Origin of the sequence: Methanosarcina sp. DH2 (genome assembly GCF_020804225.1) — an archaeon.
Lineage (GTDB): Archaea > Halobacteriota > Methanosarcinia > Methanosarcinales > Methanosarcinaceae > Methanosarcina.
Window position 1 is genome coordinate 149,817 of the sequence record NZ_WJBI01000012.1, and the last position, 17,675, is coordinate 167,491.

Below are 17,675 nucleotides of genomic sequence, written 5' to 3' on the forward strand. Positions count from 1 at the left end.
GTTTCCGGTTCGACTTGCTTTAACATGGGGGTATAAACAATGGGTAGAACCATAAGTGGTGCCTTAATAGGTATGGTCTGTACTTTAATTTTTTACTTTATTCCTGTCGTAAATGCAATAGCTCCTCTTCTGGGAGGTTTACTGGCTGGTTATTATGCAGACGGAGGCTTTGAAGGAGGACTTAAGTCCGGAGTCCTGATGACGGTTTTCATGATAATCCCTGGCTTTCTTCTTGGGGGAATCCTTGGGACCGTGCTACGTGAATCTCCTGTTCTGGGAGGGTTTGTAGCAGCTTCTGCTTTAATAATCACAATGGTTATTGTAGCTCATACCGCGATAACAGGCATAATTGGCTCTATAATCGGGGCTCTTCTGGCTGGAAGAAAAGTTATCTGAGAGGATTGATCTATCCTAAAGTTAAAAATCTGTATATTGATAAAGCAGGCTATGTGGTAAAAGGATATTTCAACAGGTGAACTACACCTACCTAAAATCTTCGTAAACTCAGATTTTTGAGGAAGGTGCTTCCTGCTTCATACTAGGCGGTTGCCGTTTATTCCTAGTCCACAGGCTCAAACCGTAGTCCCTACGGCGAATTTCTTTATATTGATAGCTGCATTAATGTCCCTATCATGCAAAACATTACAGGAAGGACAAAGCCACTCTCTAATATCTTCTGTCAAATTTGGATGCTTATAACCACAAACGCTACAAGTTTTTGAAGATGATTCCCATTGACCTATCTTCAAAACTGTTTTACCAGACCATTCAGCTTTGTATGTTAATTTTTGCACGAAAGAATACCATGCTGAATCACTAATAGCCTGTGCTAATTTGTGGTTCTTTTTCATTCCTTTAATATTTAAAGTTTCAACTGCTACTGCTTGGTTTTCGCTGATTAGCTTTTTTGAAACTTTATGTTGAAAGTCATGTCTCTGATTAGCAATTTTCTCGTGCAACTTAGCAAGTTTATATGCTGCCTTTCTACGGTTTTTTGAACCTATGACTTTCCTGGAAACTCTTCTTTGCAAGAATTTCAATCTTTCAAGAGAAATTTTCAGGAATTTAGGATTATCTATTTTTTCTCCTGTAGAAAGAGTAGCAAAAGTCAAAAGTCCAACATCAACTCCAATCATTGTAGCATGGGAAAATGATTCAGGTTCAGGACATTTCTCTCCATCATCAGTTAAGATACTGATATAGTATTTTTCTGTAGGGGTTCTCGATACCGCTATTGTTTTTAGAAATTCAGAATTAGAATCACTTTTAATAATATTTCCTTCTAATCCCATTTCCTTAAAAAGTTGCTTATGTATCTTAACTTTTATCCAGCCGATTTTTGGTAAATTAATTTTAGAGGTAGCAAAATTAATAATATAATGTTGTGGAATTTGGAAAGAGAAATGATTATCTCTTTGTAACTATTCAGGGTATCGTTAACGGCGCTCCTTTGAGCGCCGCTATAATACCCTTTAAAACCGGCAAATCGTTCTTTCTGATTGTAGAAATATATGCCCTAATTCTGCAGAAAGCTTGCGCTCCCAGTGTTTTTCTGGAAGTTCCTGATATCTTCTGCTGTAGTTTCATCATCCTGATATCTCTTTCTGCCTGATTATTCTCAAACGGAACTTTCAAATCTGTCAGGAATTTAAGGATTTTTTCTCTATGTTCTATAAACCTATCCAGTAGATTCCTTGCTTTTGTTTTTGGATTCTTACCACGTTTTCCCTGTTTTTCAGGGTTTAGAGAATGTGGATTTTCGTCAACTCCTTTCATGATTACAGCATCAAACCTTTCTTCTAACGCTTTAATTTGTTCAAAATCCAGTTCTTTTACCTGCTCTTTACATTCATCAGTATACTTTTTCATTTCAGTCAGTAGTTCATTCATTTCTTTAGGCCACTGCTGTTTATAATTCTCTTCAATTCCAGTAAGTTCTCTCTGTAAATGAGCGTTACACAGAGCATGATCACAATTATAAACGTTGTAAGGTTTCCATCCATCATGAACTGCTGTTCCCTTAAATTCTGGAAGAATTCCCATAGCATCAATTGCTTCTGATCCTCTTTTTGGGTGAGAGAAATAACAAGTATATTTGTCAGTAGAAGCTACGTGAAGCCAATGTCTTTTTCCTTCAATTTTCATACCAGTTTCATCAAAATTAACTACAGGAGAGATTAATAACTTCTCTCGAATAACGCTTTCAAATTCCTCTAAATTCTGGAAACATTCTCTTTCTGCTCTAATTATCGTGGCAGGACAGATTTTTATCCCCATAATGTCATTAAAAAACTCGGAAATTCTTTCATAGGGGATAAAATGATGATTTTTACAATAAATTGCTGAAGCTAAAATATTTGGACCATACTGAACTGGATATTTTACAGATTCAGGAAAAACAGCTTTATTTAATTTTCTGCAACAAGGACAGGTCTTAATCTGACTTTTATGTTCTGTAACAACTAGATTTACAGAGGGAATATCAAAGACCTGTCTTCTCTCATAAGCTTCAACTTCAACATCCTCAAGAGCACATCCACATTCTTTGCAGCGACTCAAAGAATGTTCAATTACCTACTCAGGTTCATTAACCATATCAAGAGTTGTGCCTGGATGACCTTCCTGACCTCCAGGGTTCATGTCACTCTTTTTACGAAGACTCTTAGGATTAGGTTTCTCTTTGACAAAATAATCAGAAGAAGGAGGTCTACTGCTATTACGACTGGTTTGATTTAAACGAGATTCTAAGGATATCAATCTTTCAGTAAGCTCTTTAATTTGAGTTTCAAGACTCACAATATAAGCAATAACTTCAGGGTTTGAAACACATAAAGCAAGAATCTCTTCACGTTTCACAAGTGAAAAAAGGAATCATTTTATATCCAATTTTTCCTCGAAATGAGGAAAAATTGTAGCCTTCACAAAGCTACCTGAATAGTTACATCTCTTTTTCTGTTCTTTTGTGGATATTTAAACCCATCCTTAAAGAAATGGTTGAATGCAGAATTAAGATTTTTGCTAGTTTGTTGCAGAGATTGAGAATTTACTTCTTTCAAGAAGGGATAAGCTTCTTTAAGAACTTGAATRTGGTTATTAAGTTCAAATYCAGATATACTTATTCTGAATTTTTTATACATTAATGATTTTATTTCAAGAAGTTTATTGTARACAAATCGAGTACTACCGAAGTGTTTTTCCATAAGGGCTTTTTGTTCMTTATTAGGGTAAATTCTGTATCGGATTCCTCTTYTCATCGGCATTATATAYGTTTGGAAACTATATCAATATTAACAGGATAACTATMGGTATGATGTTGGGAAGTTGACGGCTCTCATCCCCTCCCTGTCCCATTCGGGCGAAAGCCCGATGTGCTGAGGAAGGGGTCTTCCCGCCTTATGAGATAAACTTGTAGCTGTGAAACGCTGGACGAAGGAAAGCAGCGTAAAATAAAAAAGGAAGAAGCATACAGAGTTGAGAAGAAAAAAGCAATACAGAGTTGAGAAGAAAAAAGCAATGTGAAATAGAAAGGAAGGCTTCTATGGGCCTTCCTCAGTCTTGAGAGGTTTACTTCATTTTCCTTTTTTTCAGGGTTGCATACGATGCCAGAAGCCCGGCTGCTACAAATGAAACTCCCGCTCCCGGCGAATCTTCATTGTCTTTTTCTTTATCCGAAGCCAGATCTTTTTCATTTTCTCCTTCGGATGTCTCTCCCGCGCTCATTAGATTACTTTCTTCATCTCTGGCAGGATTGATTTCAGTCAATTTAGTATTTTTTTCCGGGCTTGCAATCGCAAAAGGCGAAAATCCCGGGGTTTCTGCTGTAAAGTAGAAGTAATCTTCATCTTCTCCGCTCAGGGTTGTGGGCAGAGCGTTCCAGGTGTTATCGCTATACCTGTAAAGGGTTATCTTGCTTTCACCTATGCCGTTTTCGGAAAGCCAGGTCCGGTTTACCCTGAAGCTTATCCGGGCGTTTTCAAGGTTTTCTGAGCTTGAAAAGCCGCTGTTCCCGACCCAGATATTCAGGTTCCTGTAGACGGTTCCGGGAGCAGGCTCTTTCACTATTGCGGAAGTGTTTTTCAGCATCTCCACAATTGTGGTTGTCTTTCCAAAATTCTTTTTGGGGTCAAACTCAACAGTAACTATTTCGTTTGTCTCTCCTTGGAAGGTGTAACAGGTGTGGACTCCTTTGAAAACCTGCTCATTTGAAACCTCCTTGAGCTCTATGTTTCTGCTTGACTCCGGAGATCCTCCTCCACCTCCTCCTCCGCTACCTCCGCTACCTCCGTTACCTCCGCTACTTCCACTGTTTCCACTGCTTCCTCCGGAATATGAGTTTTTCTCCGTAACTGTAATATAACCTGTTTTTGTCCTTGTATCGTTTCCGTAGGTAGTGTTATCTGCCCTCAAGGTGACAGTATAGGTACCCGGGGTTTCATAGGTCCATATCGGATTTCTCTCTGAAGAATCAATGCTCCCGTTCCCGTCAAAGTCCCATTCCCAGGAATCCGGTCTGCCTGTACACAAATCCGTGAAATTAACTTTCAGAGGCGCAGTGCCGGATAGAGGGCTTGCGGAAAAATTAGCTACAGGAGGCGGGTACGTGACTATTATTTCCGAAGTTCCTGTTACAGGAACAGCGGAGACGGAATATGCGGAAACATTACCTGAGATTGTGAGATTCCCGGGTTTGATTGTTGAAGGCACTGTAACATTATACACAACAGTTTTTTCCCCTCCTGCCTGAAGGCTCTCGACCCAGATCCATTCCAGGGTAGACTCTCTGAAAGTCTCGATATCCTGGAACGCAGCCCCGTCATTTTCAATTCTGCTTATATTCCATTCCTGAGAAAGGTTTTCATCAAGAGTTGGGGCTTCAATATACTGGTCTATCAGTATGTGTACGGTTACTGTGAAAGTTCCGCCTGCATAAACCGTTCCTGCAGAAATCTCCCTGTTCGCCTCGATTCCAGAGGCTGAAACTGGAATTATAGCTACTGCAAAAAATAGAACAAGTATAAGACCGGAGATAAATTTAGAGATTTTGATCCGGTTTTTTACTTTAAGGGTTTCAATAGTTTTCATAAAAAACGAATCCTTTAGTTTTTTCGGGCTTTCTGGCATCTATCTTAAATTCTATATTCTGTCTTGGTGTATATTATTATAACTGTGCCAGGGCCGATTTTTATTCCATCTGAAGGGGTAATTTGATTTTCAGAGTCATAAGGCTTTGAAATTTCGGGAAATCAGAGAAATAACTTCAAGCGAATCCGCAGTTAAAGTCACATATAAATAAAACAGTACTCTATTCTCTGTTATGATAACAAGGAAAAGTTATGTATGGCTTGCTCTGGTTTTTATCGGAATTGCAGCCACGACAGCAATGTTTGCTTACTCTGGCTCTACTGAAAACACGGTACAGACAGATGAGCGCGAAATCGCTTTTAATGGAAAAGAAACAGCTGCCAATGGGATTGAGTCTTCTTCCAGTATAATAACAAAGGTAAAACCTTCAAACCCTCTGGAGTTTCTTACCGCCAGAGCTGCCGGGACTGATTCAAACATCGAGGTTACGGTATACAACGATAACCTTGCTCTTGTGAAAGAACGCAGGGAACTAGACCTGGATACCGGAGTCAACAGGGTCGAGTACACTGATGTTGCTGCACTTATCGATCCTACCTCAGTCATTTTTGAGGACACAAAGAACAAAAATACTGCCGTGCTTGAACAGAACTATGAGTACGATCTGGTAAGCAGTTACAAGCTTCTTGACAAATTTCTGGGCAAGGAAATAACTGCAACTGAAAAGGAGGGGGAAACATATACAGGAACTCTGCTCAGCCACGACGGGGGAGTTGTGCTCAGGCTGAGCGACGGAAAGGTTGTAAGTCTCACAGAAGTCTCTAAATTTGAGTTCCCTGACTCTGCAGGGCTGCTTACAAAACCCACCCTGGTCTGGCAGGTTTATTCTCCTGTAGCAGGCAGCCGGGATGTCCTCACTTCCTATCTTACGGGCGGCATGAGCTGGAGAGCAGACTACATTGTAAAGACGAATGCGGATGATACAAGGGCTGATATCCAGGGCTGGGTCAGTGTAGACAACGGGGCAGGTACCACTTATGAGAATGCCAAACTGAAGCTCGTTGCAGGAGAAGTCCACCGTATAGTTGTACCCCAGCCGAGATATTATGATGAGGTTATAGCAGAAGAAGAAGCAGAGTACGATGGAGCAAAGGGAGGCTTTGCTGAAGAATCCCTTTTTGAATACCATCTCTATACCCTTGAAAGGCCGGCTACCCTGAAAAACAACCAGGTCAAGCAGCTTTCCCTGCTCTCTGCAGACTCCGTGCCCGTGGAAAAGGAGCTTATCTTTGATGTCTCAAAAAGCGATAAGGTACAGGTAGTCCTGAACCTCGAAAATTCAAAGGAAAAAGGCCTTGGAATGCCATTACCTGCCGGAGTTCTGAGGGTATACAAAGCTGATTCCGAAGGACAGCTCCAGTTCCTCGGGGAAGATAGTATAGACCACACCCCAAAAGATGAGAAGGTCGAAGTTGTTGTCGGAAACGCTTTTGATATAACCGGCACCAGAACTCAGACCGATTACAAAAAGGTAAGCACTGATGTCTGGCGGGAAAGTTATGAAATCGAACTGAAGAACCACAAGGCTCAGGCCCAGAAAGTCAGGATTGTAGAACATTTCTATGGAGACTGGGAGATTACCACCAGTTCCGATACCCACAAAAAAGCGGACGCTTACACTGCCGAATGGGAAGTAACAGTGCCTGCGGACGGTTCAAAAAAGGTCTCTTTCACAGTGGAACGCAGATATTAAGTCCTTTGATCTAACAGGTTGCCTCTGGATTATATGACCAGTATATTCAAAGAGGTTTACCTGTTTCAAAAGTTACTCTAATTTTTTACAATTGGGAGTGGTCAATCTCCCTGTTGTTTTTCCTTGAGATTTCCCGTCCGAAATCAAGTTTTAGGGAGCAAAATTTACATTTAAATCTCATTTTCTCTGGCCGGGCTTCTGAATACTCTGGCTTCCACTACAAAGATTTCATTACAGAACTCTGCAGTATACGAGGTTTTCAGTATAAGAGACTTTATACGATTAACTCATATAATTAACTGTTTTGGTTCTTTATTTTCTATTACTTGTTTCTTTAGCTTTTTATTTTAAGCTGGACAGGTCATTGACAGTTTATTGTCTGTGGGTGGTGAAGATGAAAGTAAAGTTGAAGATGAAATGTTTAGATCTATCCGTATTTTGTATCCTTTTGATTGTGATCCTGGGGTCATCTCCTGCCTTTGCCCAGATGGGACAGAGTGGAGGGCCCGCTGGTAGCATGGGACCCGGCGGAAAGCCAGTCGACGGTATAGGTCAGGGAATGGGCCAGGGAATGGGCCAGGGCATGATGAATGGCTACGGGTTTGACCAGTACGACAACAGGTTTGCAGGTTTTGGATCAATGACTTTCGAAGAAGTCTGCAACAATTTCGAAATTCCGGTTGAAACCGCACTTTCCGACATCGGGCTTCCGGAGGATATGGACACGCAGCTTACAATCCTGGAAGTTGAAGAGCAGTACGGGATTTCCGGGCAGGAAATTGCCAGCTATATGGTCACGAACATGCAGCAGATGCCGACCTCTCTCAATGCCAGGCAACAGCTCCTGATGCGCCAGCATGCCATGCAGGCTGTAAGGGGTATGGGCATGGGGAGGGGAATGTATTTCATGCGTCAGGGCCGGTTTGCATACGGGAATTACACTACTTTCGGTTTTGATGCCGATGCAGGAGAAGTCAGCAACTTTGCGGTTGGCGGGGACCTGATTTTTGATTCAGCCACGGTTTCCGATTTTGCTTTTGAGGAAGAGCAGGTTACAGGGGCAATTGCTCTCTATGAGGGTGCTGACAGTCGGATTTTAATTCACGACAACCCGATGGGAACCATGCAGGTCATGTCCTTTGCCGACAAAACCGTTGTTTTTGACCTTGCAGAAGACGTGGAAGCAAAAGTGGATACAGAACTTTCAGATGATCTGGAAGGTACACTTATTGTAAAGATAACTAAAAACAATTTTGAAGGATACCTTATAGTTTTCAAGAATTATCTTGCTTCAGGCGCAGATACCGAGCCTCTCGAAGGGCTTGATGTTGAAGTTTCGGATGACAGGGTAACAGTAACTCTTGTAAATAACAGTGTGGTCATGTTCCGTGCAAGTCCCATGGAGCCTGCTCTCATGCAGACCGGGTACATTTACGGTTCTCATGTTGCATACATGCATCAGGTGCTCAACCGGGAAATTGCCCGCGGCAGGGTTGGAGCCGAACTTTCCCTCCGTGCAGGCGGGGATAATGCTTCCGTTGTGAACTACACTTCCATGGATGTGCATGTCAGGGAAAGGGACAGGGACCGCATAGTTCTCGGGGTAGATTCTGACCTTCCTGAGGGCAGGGTTATCACCGTAAACGTGGACAACGAGACCATTAACCTCTCCAATCCCGACCGCCTCAGGCTCCGCTTTAATGGGAAGGTAATTGAGAAAGCCGAGAACATCGATGAACTCTTTGCCGGTGGAAACCGCCCTCTCTGTTATCTTTTGCAGGAAAATGAAACTGTCACCATAGCCGTGTACATCCCGGAATTTTCGGAACACGAAATCGTAATTGACCTGGAGCCTGAAGCAGGGGAAGAAGAGGCTGGAGAGGAAGCAGGAGAAGAGGGAGCTACTGAAAATGAAGGTGAATCCAAACCCACGCCAGCTTTCGAATTCGGACTCAGTGTTGCTGTACTGGCTTCCGCATATGGGTTGAAGCGCAGGAGGTAAAAGTTCTGCTCAGTTTCTAAATCTACTATCAGTGGAACGATTTGATGCAGAAGTAGCAGAATTCAAAATTCTGCTTTATAATTTTTCTCATTTTCAGGCTTTCTATTTTTTTCTAAAATCGGGAAGCCTATGATTAATCGGTTTATATGTTCTGGTGCCTGGGAAAATTTTTAGTTTTTCTCTCTCTGCACGGCACCGGGCAGATCCGTGCGGCCTGTCAGTCAAATAAATACTTTCTTTTTTCCCTTAGACCTTTTTTTGAGTTCAAGTAAATCTATAAATCCCTGCCAGCTTGTCTGGCGGCCTTTCCCAAAACAAAGAAGGAGAAATTTGAATATTAGCGAGCTCATCCCAAAACAAATTTTATTCCCAAAAATCAGTAAAGTTTCAGAACAATTTTCCATTATCAGAAACTCGATTGATTATTCAGAATAAGGAATTCAGAGAAGCAATTTTGAGTTTTAGGATCAGCTCAGCAAAATAATAAAACAAACGTGAGAAAAAGTATTTTGCAAATATAGTTTGATTGTGTTCCTTTTGGGTCTTTTCAAGTTCTTTGCCGTTTTTAAGTCTAATTTCTAGAGAACTTCGGGTCTATTGTTGTTTACAATTATTGTTTTCCATCTTTGATTTTTGTTTTTAACTTTTTGCACTTTTTTCTCTTCTTTTTGGGACTGGCCGCTCTCCTTCGTCGAGCGGGACAAGAATGACTCGGTAAAGCTAGTACCGTTGTGTGGGTCAGATATATTACAATTTTCTATAAAACTATGTTTATATAAATCCGAACCCCAATAATTATGCTATGGGAGTGAAGAAATACTTTTTATGGATTATTACAGGGCTTATCGGGTTTTCATTACTTTTTTCAGCTTATATGCCTCCGAACCCTGAAGGCGTCGCTCAGGCAAACGTTTCCGGCAGTGAAATGAACCAGGCAGGGTCAGACTCGGGAGTTTCCGCGGAAATTCAAGCTGCAAACCCTCTGGGAATTCTGGCTTCAGGGGCAGTTGAAGCCGGAGGGAATCTGGAACTTACAATTTATGAACAGGGGCTTGCCCTCGTAAAGGAAAGACGGGAGGTCGAGCTTGAAAGCGGGGAAAATCTTGTGGAATACACGGACATTGCTTCCGGAATTATCCCTTCGTCGGTTATGGTAGAAGATCCTGAAAATGACGAGGTAACTATCCTTGAACAGAATTACGAGTATGACCTCCTGAGCAGTTCCAGTTTGCTTGAAAGATACCTTGGCAGGGAGATTACTGTAGTGAGCGTAAATGGTGAGACTTTTACAGGCAGGCTGCTGAGCCATGAAGAGGGAAGGCTTGTCCTCGAGACCGAAACAGGTGAAGCCGTAGTGCTTCAGGAGGTCGCAAAGATAGAGCTGCAGAACGCCTCAGAACTTTCAACAAAGCCGACTATTGTCTGGCAGATTTATTCTCCTGCTTCCGGGACGCGTGAACTCCTCACTTCCTACCTGACAGAAGACATAGGCTGGGAAGCAAATTATGTTCTGAAAAGCAATGAAGACGACACGCAGGCTGATATAAGGGGCTGGGTGAATGTTGACAACAGGGCAGGGATAATCTATGAAAATGCTTCCCTGAAACTCGTTTCCGGGGAGATAAACCGTGCATCTCCGCCGGTGCAGCCTTTGCCCGAACGTGCTGAAGAAGCAGTAGCTGACGAACAGGGTGTATCCTCCTTTACCGAAGAGGCTTTTTCCGAGTACCATCTCTATACCCTTGAGAGGCCTGCAACCCTGAGAAATAATCAGGAAAAGCAGATCTCACTTTTCTCTGCAGACTCGGTGCCTGTAGAAAAGGAACTCATCTATGACAGTTCTCTGAGTGAGAGAGTCAGGAATTTCCTTACTCTTGAGAACTCTAACGAAACAGGGATTGGAATGCCTCTTCCGGCAGGCATTGTAAGAGTTTATAAAACCGACTCTGCAGGAGAACTGCAGTTCTTGGGTGAAGATAGCATAGAACATACCCCTCAGGGTGAAGAACTTAAAGTGGCTGTCGGTTCAGCCTTCGACCTTACAGTCACACGAAACCAGACTGATTATCAGCGTATAAGTGATAATGTAGAAAGGATTAGCTATGAGATCGAAATTAACAACAGCAAATCCGAACCTCAGGATGTGACTGTCGTAGAACATCTCTATGGTGAATGGGAAATTCTGGAAAACTCCGACGAATACGAAAAAACTGATGCGTTTACAATTGAGTTCAGAGTGACAGTTCCCGCAAACGGAACAAAAACTATTACCTACACTGCAGAGAATCGATTTTAACCGGATCCGGCAAAAGGAATTGGAATCGAAAAGTCTAGAGTAAAATATAAAATAAAGTTTAAAGTCTGGAGTAAAATATAGAATAAAGTTTAAAGCGAAGGTAAATTTAAAGTGGAAACTGAGGTTTGAAGGTCTTATGTAAAAACACAGAAGGAAAGACAGAGCAAATTTGCAGAATATCCCGGCGGGCTGAAAATTCCTTCAGCGGGCATCCGCCGGCAATTTCTCAAAAAGTTGATAAGTAAATATTCATGAATAACGAAGTGAAAAGGAATTTGCAAGACCGGGTACAGAAGGTTTCTGTAACCTGGCGCTTTTTGCATTTATCCTTCGAGTACAATCTCGATGTTTATGTCTTTGGGGACCTGGATTCTCATGAGCTGGCGTAGTGCTCTTTCATCGGCTGCTATGTCGATGAGCCTCTTGTGTACGCGCATTTCCCAGTGGTCCCAGGTTGCAGGTCCGTCACCGCTTGGGCTCTTTCTTGTGGGAACGACCAGCTTCTTTGTTGGAAGCGGAACAGGTCCTGAAATGCTTACTCCTGTCCTTTCCGCAATTGACTTTACCTGGTTGCAGACTCCATCCAGATCTTTAGGACTGATGCCTGACAATCTTATTCTAGCTTTTTGCATAACCTTTTTTCTCCTTAAAAAATGAAAAAAGGAGAGTGTTATTTCTGCTTAACACTCATACACATGCCTGCGGCAATGGTCATACCCATATCACGGATAGCAAACCTGCCGAGCTGTGGAATTTCCTTTACGGGTTCGATTACCATCGGCTTTGTCGGTTTGATGGTAACGATTGCTGCGTCTCCTGCCTTAAGGAAAGTCGGGTTTTCTTCCTTAACCTGACCAGTCTTGGGGTCCAGCTTCCTGTTAAGAGCGATCAGCTGGCATGCGGTCTGGGAGGTGTGGGCGTGGAACACAGGAGTGTATCCTGCAGTGATTGCAGAGGGGTGCTGAAGGACCACAATCTGTCCTACAAACTCGTCAGCAACCTTTGGTGGGTTGTCAACAGGGCCACAAACGTCTCCTCTGCGGATGTCGTTCTTGCCGATACCGCGGACGTTCCACCCGATGTTATCTCCAGGGAATGCCTGTGGGATTTCTTCGTGGTGCATCTCAATGGACTTAACTTCACCAGATACTCCTCCGGGCATGAAAACGACCTTGTCACCCTTCTTCATTACACCGGTTTCGACTCTGCCTACAGGCACAGTTCCGATACCTGAGATGGTGTATGCATCTTCTACAGGGATCCTGAGTGGGAGAGTGGATGGTTTTTCAGGCTCTTTGAGGTTGTTGAGGGCTTCCATGATTGCTGGGCCCTTGTACCAGGGGGTCTTGTCACTGAGTTTGACGATATTGTCACCGTAGAATGCAGAAGTTGGAATGAAGGGGATTTCGCTTGGCTTGAATCCGATCATCTTAAGGATACCGGATACCTGCTCAACAACTTCTTTGTACCTGGCTTCGCTGTATTCTACTGCGTCCATCTTGTTGATTGCGACAATCAGCTGGTTGATACCGAGGGTCCTGGAAAGGAAAATGTGTTCCTTGGTCTGGGCCATAACACCATCAGGGGCTGCAACGACAAGGACTGCAGCGTCAGCCTGGGAAGCGCCTGTGATCATGTTCTTTACGAAGTCACGGTGGCCAGGGCAGTCTACAACTGTGAAATAGAACTTGTCTGTGTCGAATCTCTTGTGAGCGATATCAATTGTTATACCTCTTTCGCGCTCTTCCTTAAGAGAGTCCATAACCCATGCGAAGGCGAAGGATTCCTTACCCTTCTGCTTTGCTTCTTCTCTAAACTTATCGATGATGTGTGGAGCTACAGCCCCTGCATCGTACATTAAGCGTCCTACGAATGTTGACTTTCCGTGGTCAATGTGACCAATCACTGCTAAATTCAGGTGCGGTTTGTCTGCTGCCATTTATTATTCTCCTTTAAATTCTGGATGAGTTTCATTGCTATATCTAATTATAGTATATTAATATTAGGGCAAATCTCGTAATGATTAGACCTTCTCTGGTCTTCTTTCAACCATTACATATAATTTCCCGGTTTGAACATTTATCGGGTCAGCGTAATTTGAATTTCCAGCGGCCTGGACTGTTTTCCCCATTATAGGCATATCTTGTTTTAAATCTTTCCCATCGACTTTACTTTCTCAAAATTTCGAGAATCATCTCTTTTAAATTCGCAGGGAGTTTTTTGCCTTAACAGGTTTATACCTTAAATAGGATAAGCGGAAAAAATTCCGCTTACATTGAAAGGTAGTCAGCAGGTTTGGGCAGGTCTTTCTTCAGGCCTTTCCTCTCTCTGATCTGACCTACTACTTCAGTCTGGATACTGGTTGGCACAATATCAAAGCCTCCGAATTCAGTGCTCCACATAGCACGTCCTTCGGTCGCAGACCTGATTTCGCCTGCAAATCCGAACATCTCGGCCACAGGTACTCTTGCTTCAATAATTGCCAGGTCTCCTTCCGTGGTCATGTTAAGGATAACTCCACGGCGGCCCTGAAGTTCTTTTGTTGCACCACCCATTGTGAGCTGGGGAACCTGGACAAAAACCTTCTGATAAGGTTCAAGAAGGCCGTCTTCTGCGAGAAGCATCCCTGCCTGGATTGCCTGTCTTGCTGCGGGAATGACCTGAGCCGGACCCCTGTGGATAGCGTCTTCGTGAAGCTTTGCATCTACAAGTACGCATTTTATGTTTGCCACAGGCTCTCTGGTTAACGGGCCAGCACGCATAACTTCTTCGAACCCATCGAGGACCAGTTCCATTGTCTCATTCAGGTACTGGATACCCTTGGTCATGTCTATGAAAATATTGGAGTTGTGAATGCCCGCAATGCCTTTTGCTTCTTCTTTTCCCATGCCAAGTTCGATGAGTTTTTGCCTGCGCTCAAGCTCAGGCATGTTCATACTGATGTCGCCGGACTTGATCAGATCGACAATTGTAGTGTCAAGAGGTTCTACATAAATATAGAACCTGTTGTGTCTGTTCGGAGACTTTCCTTCTACAGGCTCGATCTTTTTCTTAATGGTTTCCCTGTAAACTACAATTGGCTTGCTTGTGGTGATTTCCACATTCTTATCTCTCTGGATCCTGTGGGCGATAACTTCCAGATGAAGTTCTCCCATACCTGCCATGAGGTGTTCCCCTGTTTCCTCGTCCAGGGTAATCTGAAGTGTCGGGTCTTCCTTTGCGACCTGCCTTAGGACTTCGACGAGTTTGGGTAAGTCTTTGGTGTGCTTGGCTTCTACAGCTACAGTCACCACAGGTTCGCTTACGTGCCTGATGCTTTCGAACGGTGTCATACCATCAAGGGTTGTAACTGTGGACCCTACGATTGCATCTTTTAAGCCAGTAACCGCAGCGATATTTCCTGCAGGGATCTTCTCCACTTCGAGCCTTTCGGGGCCCATGAAAATACCTACCTGCTGAACCCTGCTCTTTTTTGCAGTCCCGGATGTGTAAACTTCCATTCCACGGGTAAGAGATCCGCTGAACAGCCTTCCGGTTGCGACTTCTCCTGCATGAGGGTCTACGGAAATGTCCGTTACCATGAAAGCAAGGTCACCGGCTGCATTTGCTTCGGCCATGGATTTGCCAATTTCAGTGCTAGCATCTCCGTGCCAGATAGCAGGCACCCTTCCCTTCTGGGCTACAAGAGGGTCTGGCAGGTACCTGATGACCATATCAAGGACAGTTGCGTGCAGAGGGCACTTGTCTGCAAGAGACTTCATGTCCTCTGCCTTACAATAATCATATACGTCTTTAAAGGAGATCCCGGTCTTCTGCATCATAGGCACACTGATTGCCCAGTTATAAAGGGCAGAGCCAAATGCTACAGTTCCGGCTGCTGCATCTACTTTCCAGCCTGCCTTAAACTTCTCCGGGTTCATGTTCTTGATGAGCTTGTTCACGTGGTCAATTACTTTGCCAAGGCGAACCTGCATTTCCTGAGAGTCAACCTGCAATTCATTGATCAGCCGGTCTACCTTGTTAACAAAGAGCACAGGCCTGACATGCTCTCTAAGGGCCTGCCTGAGTACGGTCTCGGTCTGGGGCATAGTGCCTTCGACTGCGTCCACGACCACGACTGCACCATCCACTGCCCTCATGGCACGGGTAACGTCTCCGCCAAAGTCAACGTGCCCGGGTGTGTCGATCAGATTGATCAGGTAGTCTTCATTATTGTAAGTGTGAACCATGGAAACGTTAGAGGCATCGATTGTAATACCTCTCGCCTGTTCCTCTTCATCGGAGTCCATGAATAATTGTCTTCCGGCAAGCTCTTTTGAAATCATGCCGGCACCTGCTAGCAGGTTATCCGATAATGTGGTTTTTCCGTGGTCAATGTGCGCAACGATACCGATATTTCGGATTTTCTTTGGTTCATTCATGAGCGTCGTTACGCGCTCGACCATTTTCTTCCTTCGTCCCATGCTGATACCTTTTAAACGAATATAATTTAGTTATAATATCTCTTTTTAAATCGGGCAACCCGCAAATTGATTAACGTGCTGCCTTTGCAACTCTTTCCTTAGCATCCTTTCTGTTAATAGAGAAGGATTTCGTATCGCGGTTTGCAGCGCCTATGAGTTCGGTTGCAAGGCATTCTGCGACAGAGCGCTTGGATTTAAAAGCTGCGGCATTTGTGCCCATACTGATGTAGCGCAGAGCAGTGTCTACACGCCTCTGGGGTGCAGTGTCAACTGCTTTTGGAACAGAGATTCCACCGTATTTCAGCCTGACCACTTCTTCTCTGGGACCTGCATTGGAAATGGCGTCCACGAGAATCTGGATAGGGTTTTGCTGAGTCTTTCTGTTCATAATATCAAAAGCTTCCTCAACTGCGCGGAGGGTTACCTGCTTCTTTCCGCTGTTGACTTCAGTCCTCATCAGGTTGTTTGCAAGGCGTTCAACAATAGAAATTTCGGATTTGTTAAACTGCTGCCTGGCATGCTTTCCGCTGCTGTGAGGAACGATTACAGGAGCAAGACTGACATAACGCTTAATTCCAAGGTCTCTGACTTCAACTTCCGTTGGGTCCCATTTGCCGAAAATTTTGTACACAAAAATCATCTCCTCGGCTTTTCCAATCTGCCAATTACCAGCTGGTTCAGTGACACGTTGTTTACGGCAATCACTTTGAAGCGTACACCGGGAATATCACCCATAGCACCACCCATGCGGCCTCCGATCTTCTCCACGGTCACTTCATCGTGTTCGTCAATGAAGTTTACTGCACCGTCTCCTGGACAGAATGCGGTTACCTGACGCCCGTTTTTAATGAGCTGGACTCTTACGCATTTGCGGATTGCGGAGTTTGGCTGCTTGGCTTCAACTCCTACCTTTTCTAATACTATACCCCGACCCTGAGGTGCACCACCAAGTGGGTCGGCTTTCACGTTCAGCCCAAGAACCCGCCTGCCGTAGTATGTATCTTTCCAGCGGGCATCTTTCCTGGTTTGTTTGAGAATATTAGCTGCAAATTTTCCTTTAGCCATAGTAAATTTCTCCAGTTATAATTGATCACAGTTTCCTAATGTGGCATTAATGCCAGAATTATCCTTCAACACCGGATTAATGGATCAAAGTGAATTAAGAGGATATCACTGCAGGATCACGTCTTCTATAGTGTGGTGACGACGGGCAAGCATCTTCACTTTCTCTATATTCTTGCCGTTACGACCGATGGCAAGCCCCTTCTCTTTATTGGGTACCTCTACATAAGCTAATCGCTTGCCATTTTTGCTTGTAAGGTTTACTGAACTTACGGATACCGGTCCGAAGGCATTCTTTATAAAGGTTACAGGATCCTCTGAATACTCCACAAGCTCAATGGGTTTGTCCAGGGCTTTTTTAACACGGTTTATGTTCTCTCCGTTTTTGCCTATTGCAAGCCCCATATCGCCCTGTTTTACAACATACACGAGCCTTTCCTCTTCCGGAATACAGTCAAGAATTTTGGCCCGGGTCATGTTTTCAAACAATGCAATGTACTGGATGCTTTCTGCAGTAAGTCTTATTTCACCCAAGACGTTGCAACTCCTTTTTATCAAGCTGTAGCTGCCAGGATATCCGATTCTCCTGCATCGAGGATTGCCATGGCTGCAATCGTGAAGGGCTTTCCGCATACGGGTCCGAGTTCTACACTTGTACCTTCGTATTCCAGAACCGGGACATTCGTTGCCTGCACTTTCTTTTTAATGTCTTCGGGGCAGTTTGATGCCAGGACCACCATCTTTGCTGAGCCGTTTGCTGCTGCATCCACGGTCCGGTTGGCTCCAACTATTACTTTTCCTGTTTTCACAGCCTTGATAAGAGATTTATCAACATTGATCTTCATTTTCATCAACTCTGTCTCAAATTAACTCGTCTACTCTATCTCTTTATAATTAAAGATTCCAAGCTCGGTGAGTATATGGTACTCTAAATACCTGATGCCTTATATCAATTTTCTGGTTATGAGCCTTCGCGGACTCAAGTTTCTGCAGCAGGATTTGATGAAGTCTGTTAAG

The 17,675-nt window shown here is 43.8% G+C and carries 13 protein-coding genes and 1 pseudogene; 4 read left to right on the top strand and 10 right to left on the bottom strand.

Annotation, left to right across the window (positions count from 1 at the left end; genetic code table 11):
* Window positions 1–39 precede the first annotated feature (39 nt).
* Window positions 40–396, top strand: a complete 357-nt coding sequence (locus tag FXV91_RS13480; RefSeq protein ID WP_229391159.1) for a DUF5518 domain-containing protein — start codon at window positions 40–42, stop codon at window positions 394–396.
* Window positions 397–572: 176 nt separating this feature from the next.
* On the opposite strand, the gene FXV91_RS13485 is transcribed toward FXV91_RS13480, so the two are convergent.
* The 3 genes and pseudogenes from FXV91_RS13485 to FXV91_RS13495 form a co-directional block, all read right to left on the bottom strand.
* The gene (locus tag FXV91_RS13485; RefSeq protein ID WP_345945525.1) at window positions 573–1,391 is read right to left on the bottom strand and encodes an RNA-guided endonuclease TnpB family protein; all 819 of its coding nucleotides are present in this window, start codon (window positions 1,389–1,391) and stop codon (window positions 573–575) included.
* A 34-nt stretch (window positions 1,392–1,425) separates the two neighbouring features.
* Window positions 1,426–2,856 (bottom strand): annotated as a pseudogene (locus FXV91_RS13490) (IS66 family transposase).
* A 708-nt stretch (window positions 2,857–3,564) separates the two neighbouring features.
* A complete protein-coding gene (locus FXV91_RS13495) occupies window positions 3,565–5,082 on the bottom strand; it encodes a PGF-pre-PGF domain-containing protein (protein ID WP_229391160.1) in 1,518 nt (505 codons plus the stop codon).
* 232 nt (window positions 5,083–5,314) lie between these two features.
* Between FXV91_RS13495 and FXV91_RS13500 the strand changes: the two genes are divergently transcribed.
* The 3 genes from FXV91_RS13500 (at window position 5,315) to FXV91_RS13510 (ending at window position 11,133) form a co-directional block, all read left to right on the top strand.
* Window positions 5,315–6,835: a DUF4139 domain-containing protein gene (locus tag FXV91_RS13500; RefSeq protein ID WP_229391161.1), complete on the top strand. Its 1,521-nt coding sequence runs from the start codon at window positions 5,315–5,317 to the stop codon at window positions 6,833–6,835.
* Window positions 6,836–7,229: 394 nt separating this feature from the next.
* A complete protein-coding gene (locus FXV91_RS13505) occupies window positions 7,230–8,837 on the top strand; it encodes an MAST domain-containing protein (protein ID WP_229391163.1) in 1,608 nt (535 codons plus the stop codon).
* 802 nt (window positions 8,838–9,639) lie between these two features.
* Complete coding sequence (locus FXV91_RS13510; protein WP_229391164.1) at window positions 9,640–11,133, top strand: DUF4139 domain-containing protein; 1,494 nt, start codon at window positions 9,640–9,642, stop codon at window positions 11,131–11,133.
* A gap of 323 nt (window positions 11,134–11,456) precedes the next feature.
* Here FXV91_RS13510 and rpsJ read toward each other — a convergent pair whose 3' ends face one another.
* The 7 genes from rpsJ to FXV91_RS13545 all read right to left on the bottom strand — a co-directional run bounded on the left by rpsJ (window position 11,457) and on the right by FXV91_RS13545 (window position 17,509).
* Window positions 11,457–11,765 (bottom strand): 30S ribosomal protein S10, encoded by a 309-nt coding sequence (gene rpsJ / locus FXV91_RS13515; RefSeq protein ID WP_229391165.1) that lies wholly within the window; start codon window positions 11,763–11,765, stop codon window positions 11,457–11,459.
* 38 nt (window positions 11,766–11,803) lie between these two features.
* A complete protein-coding gene (tuf, locus tag FXV91_RS13520) occupies window positions 11,804–13,072 on the bottom strand; it encodes a translation elongation factor EF-1 subunit alpha (protein ID WP_229391166.1) in 1,269 nt (422 codons plus the stop codon).
* A 331-nt stretch (window positions 13,073–13,403) separates the two neighbouring features.
* A complete protein-coding gene (locus FXV91_RS13525) occupies window positions 13,404–15,596 on the bottom strand; it encodes an elongation factor EF-2 (RefSeq protein ID WP_229391167.1) in 2,193 nt (730 codons plus the stop codon).
* Between the two features lie 70 nt (window positions 15,597–15,666).
* Window positions 15,667–16,236 (bottom strand): 30S ribosomal protein S7, encoded by a 570-nt coding sequence (locus FXV91_RS13530; protein ID WP_229391168.1) that lies wholly within the window; start codon window positions 16,234–16,236, stop codon window positions 15,667–15,669.
* Window positions 16,233–16,661 (bottom strand): 30S ribosomal protein S12, encoded by a 429-nt coding sequence (locus tag FXV91_RS13535; RefSeq protein WP_229391169.1) that lies wholly within the window; start codon window positions 16,659–16,661, stop codon window positions 16,233–16,235. Before FXV91_RS13535 ends, FXV91_RS13530 begins: the two co-directional genes overlap by 4 nt.
* Window positions 16,662–16,766: 105 nt before the next feature.
* On the bottom strand, window positions 16,767–17,192 hold the full coding sequence (locus tag FXV91_RS13540; RefSeq protein ID WP_229391170.1) for a NusA-like transcription termination signal-binding factor: 426 nt from the start codon (window positions 17,190–17,192) through the stop codon (window positions 16,767–16,769).
* A gap of 20 nt (window positions 17,193–17,212) precedes the next feature.
* On the bottom strand, window positions 17,213–17,509 hold the full coding sequence (locus tag FXV91_RS13545; protein ID WP_229391171.1) for a 50S ribosomal protein L30e: 297 nt from the start codon (window positions 17,507–17,509) through the stop codon (window positions 17,213–17,215).
* Between the last annotated feature and the right edge of the window lie 166 nt (window positions 17,510–17,675).

Bases quoted from the DNA above. Each gene is read 5' to 3' on its own strand.
- FXV91_RS13480 (WP_229391159.1), top strand. From the start codon at position 40: ATGGGTAGAACCATAAGTGGTGCCTTAATAGGTATGGTCTGTACTTTA.
- FXV91_RS13495 (WP_229391160.1), bottom strand. From the start codon at position 5,082: ATGAAAACTATTGAAACCCTTAAAGTAAAAAACCGGATCAAAATCTCT.
- FXV91_RS13500 (WP_229391161.1), top strand. From the start codon at position 5,315: ATGATAACAAGGAAAAGTTATGTATGGCTTGCTCTGGTTTTTATCGGA.
- FXV91_RS13505 (WP_229391163.1), top strand. From the start codon at position 7,230: ATGAAAGTAAAGTTGAAGATGAAATGTTTAGATCTATCCGTATTTTGT.
- FXV91_RS13510 (WP_229391164.1), top strand. From the start codon at position 9,640: ATGGGAGTGAAGAAATACTTTTTATGGATTATTACAGGGCTTATCGGG.
- rpsJ (WP_229391165.1), bottom strand. From the start codon at position 11,765: ATGCAAAAAGCTAGAATAAGATTGTCAGGCATCAGTCCTAAAGATCTG.
- tuf (WP_229391166.1), bottom strand. From the start codon at position 13,072: ATGGCAGCAGACAAACCGCACCTGAATTTAGCAGTGATTGGTCACATT.
- FXV91_RS13525 (WP_229391167.1), bottom strand. From the start codon at position 15,596: ATGGGACGAAGGAAGAAAATGGTCGAGCGCGTAACGACGCTCATGAAT.
- FXV91_RS13530 (WP_229391168.1), bottom strand. From the start codon at position 16,236: ATGATTTTTGTGTACAAAATTTTCGGCAAATGGGACCCAACGGAAGTT.
- FXV91_RS13535 (WP_229391169.1), bottom strand. From the start codon at position 16,661: ATGGCTAAAGGAAAATTTGCAGCTAATATTCTCAAACAAACCAGGAAA.
- FXV91_RS13545 (WP_229391171.1), bottom strand. From the start codon at position 17,509: ATGAAAATGAAGATCAATGTTGATAAATCTCTTATCAAGGCTGTGAAA.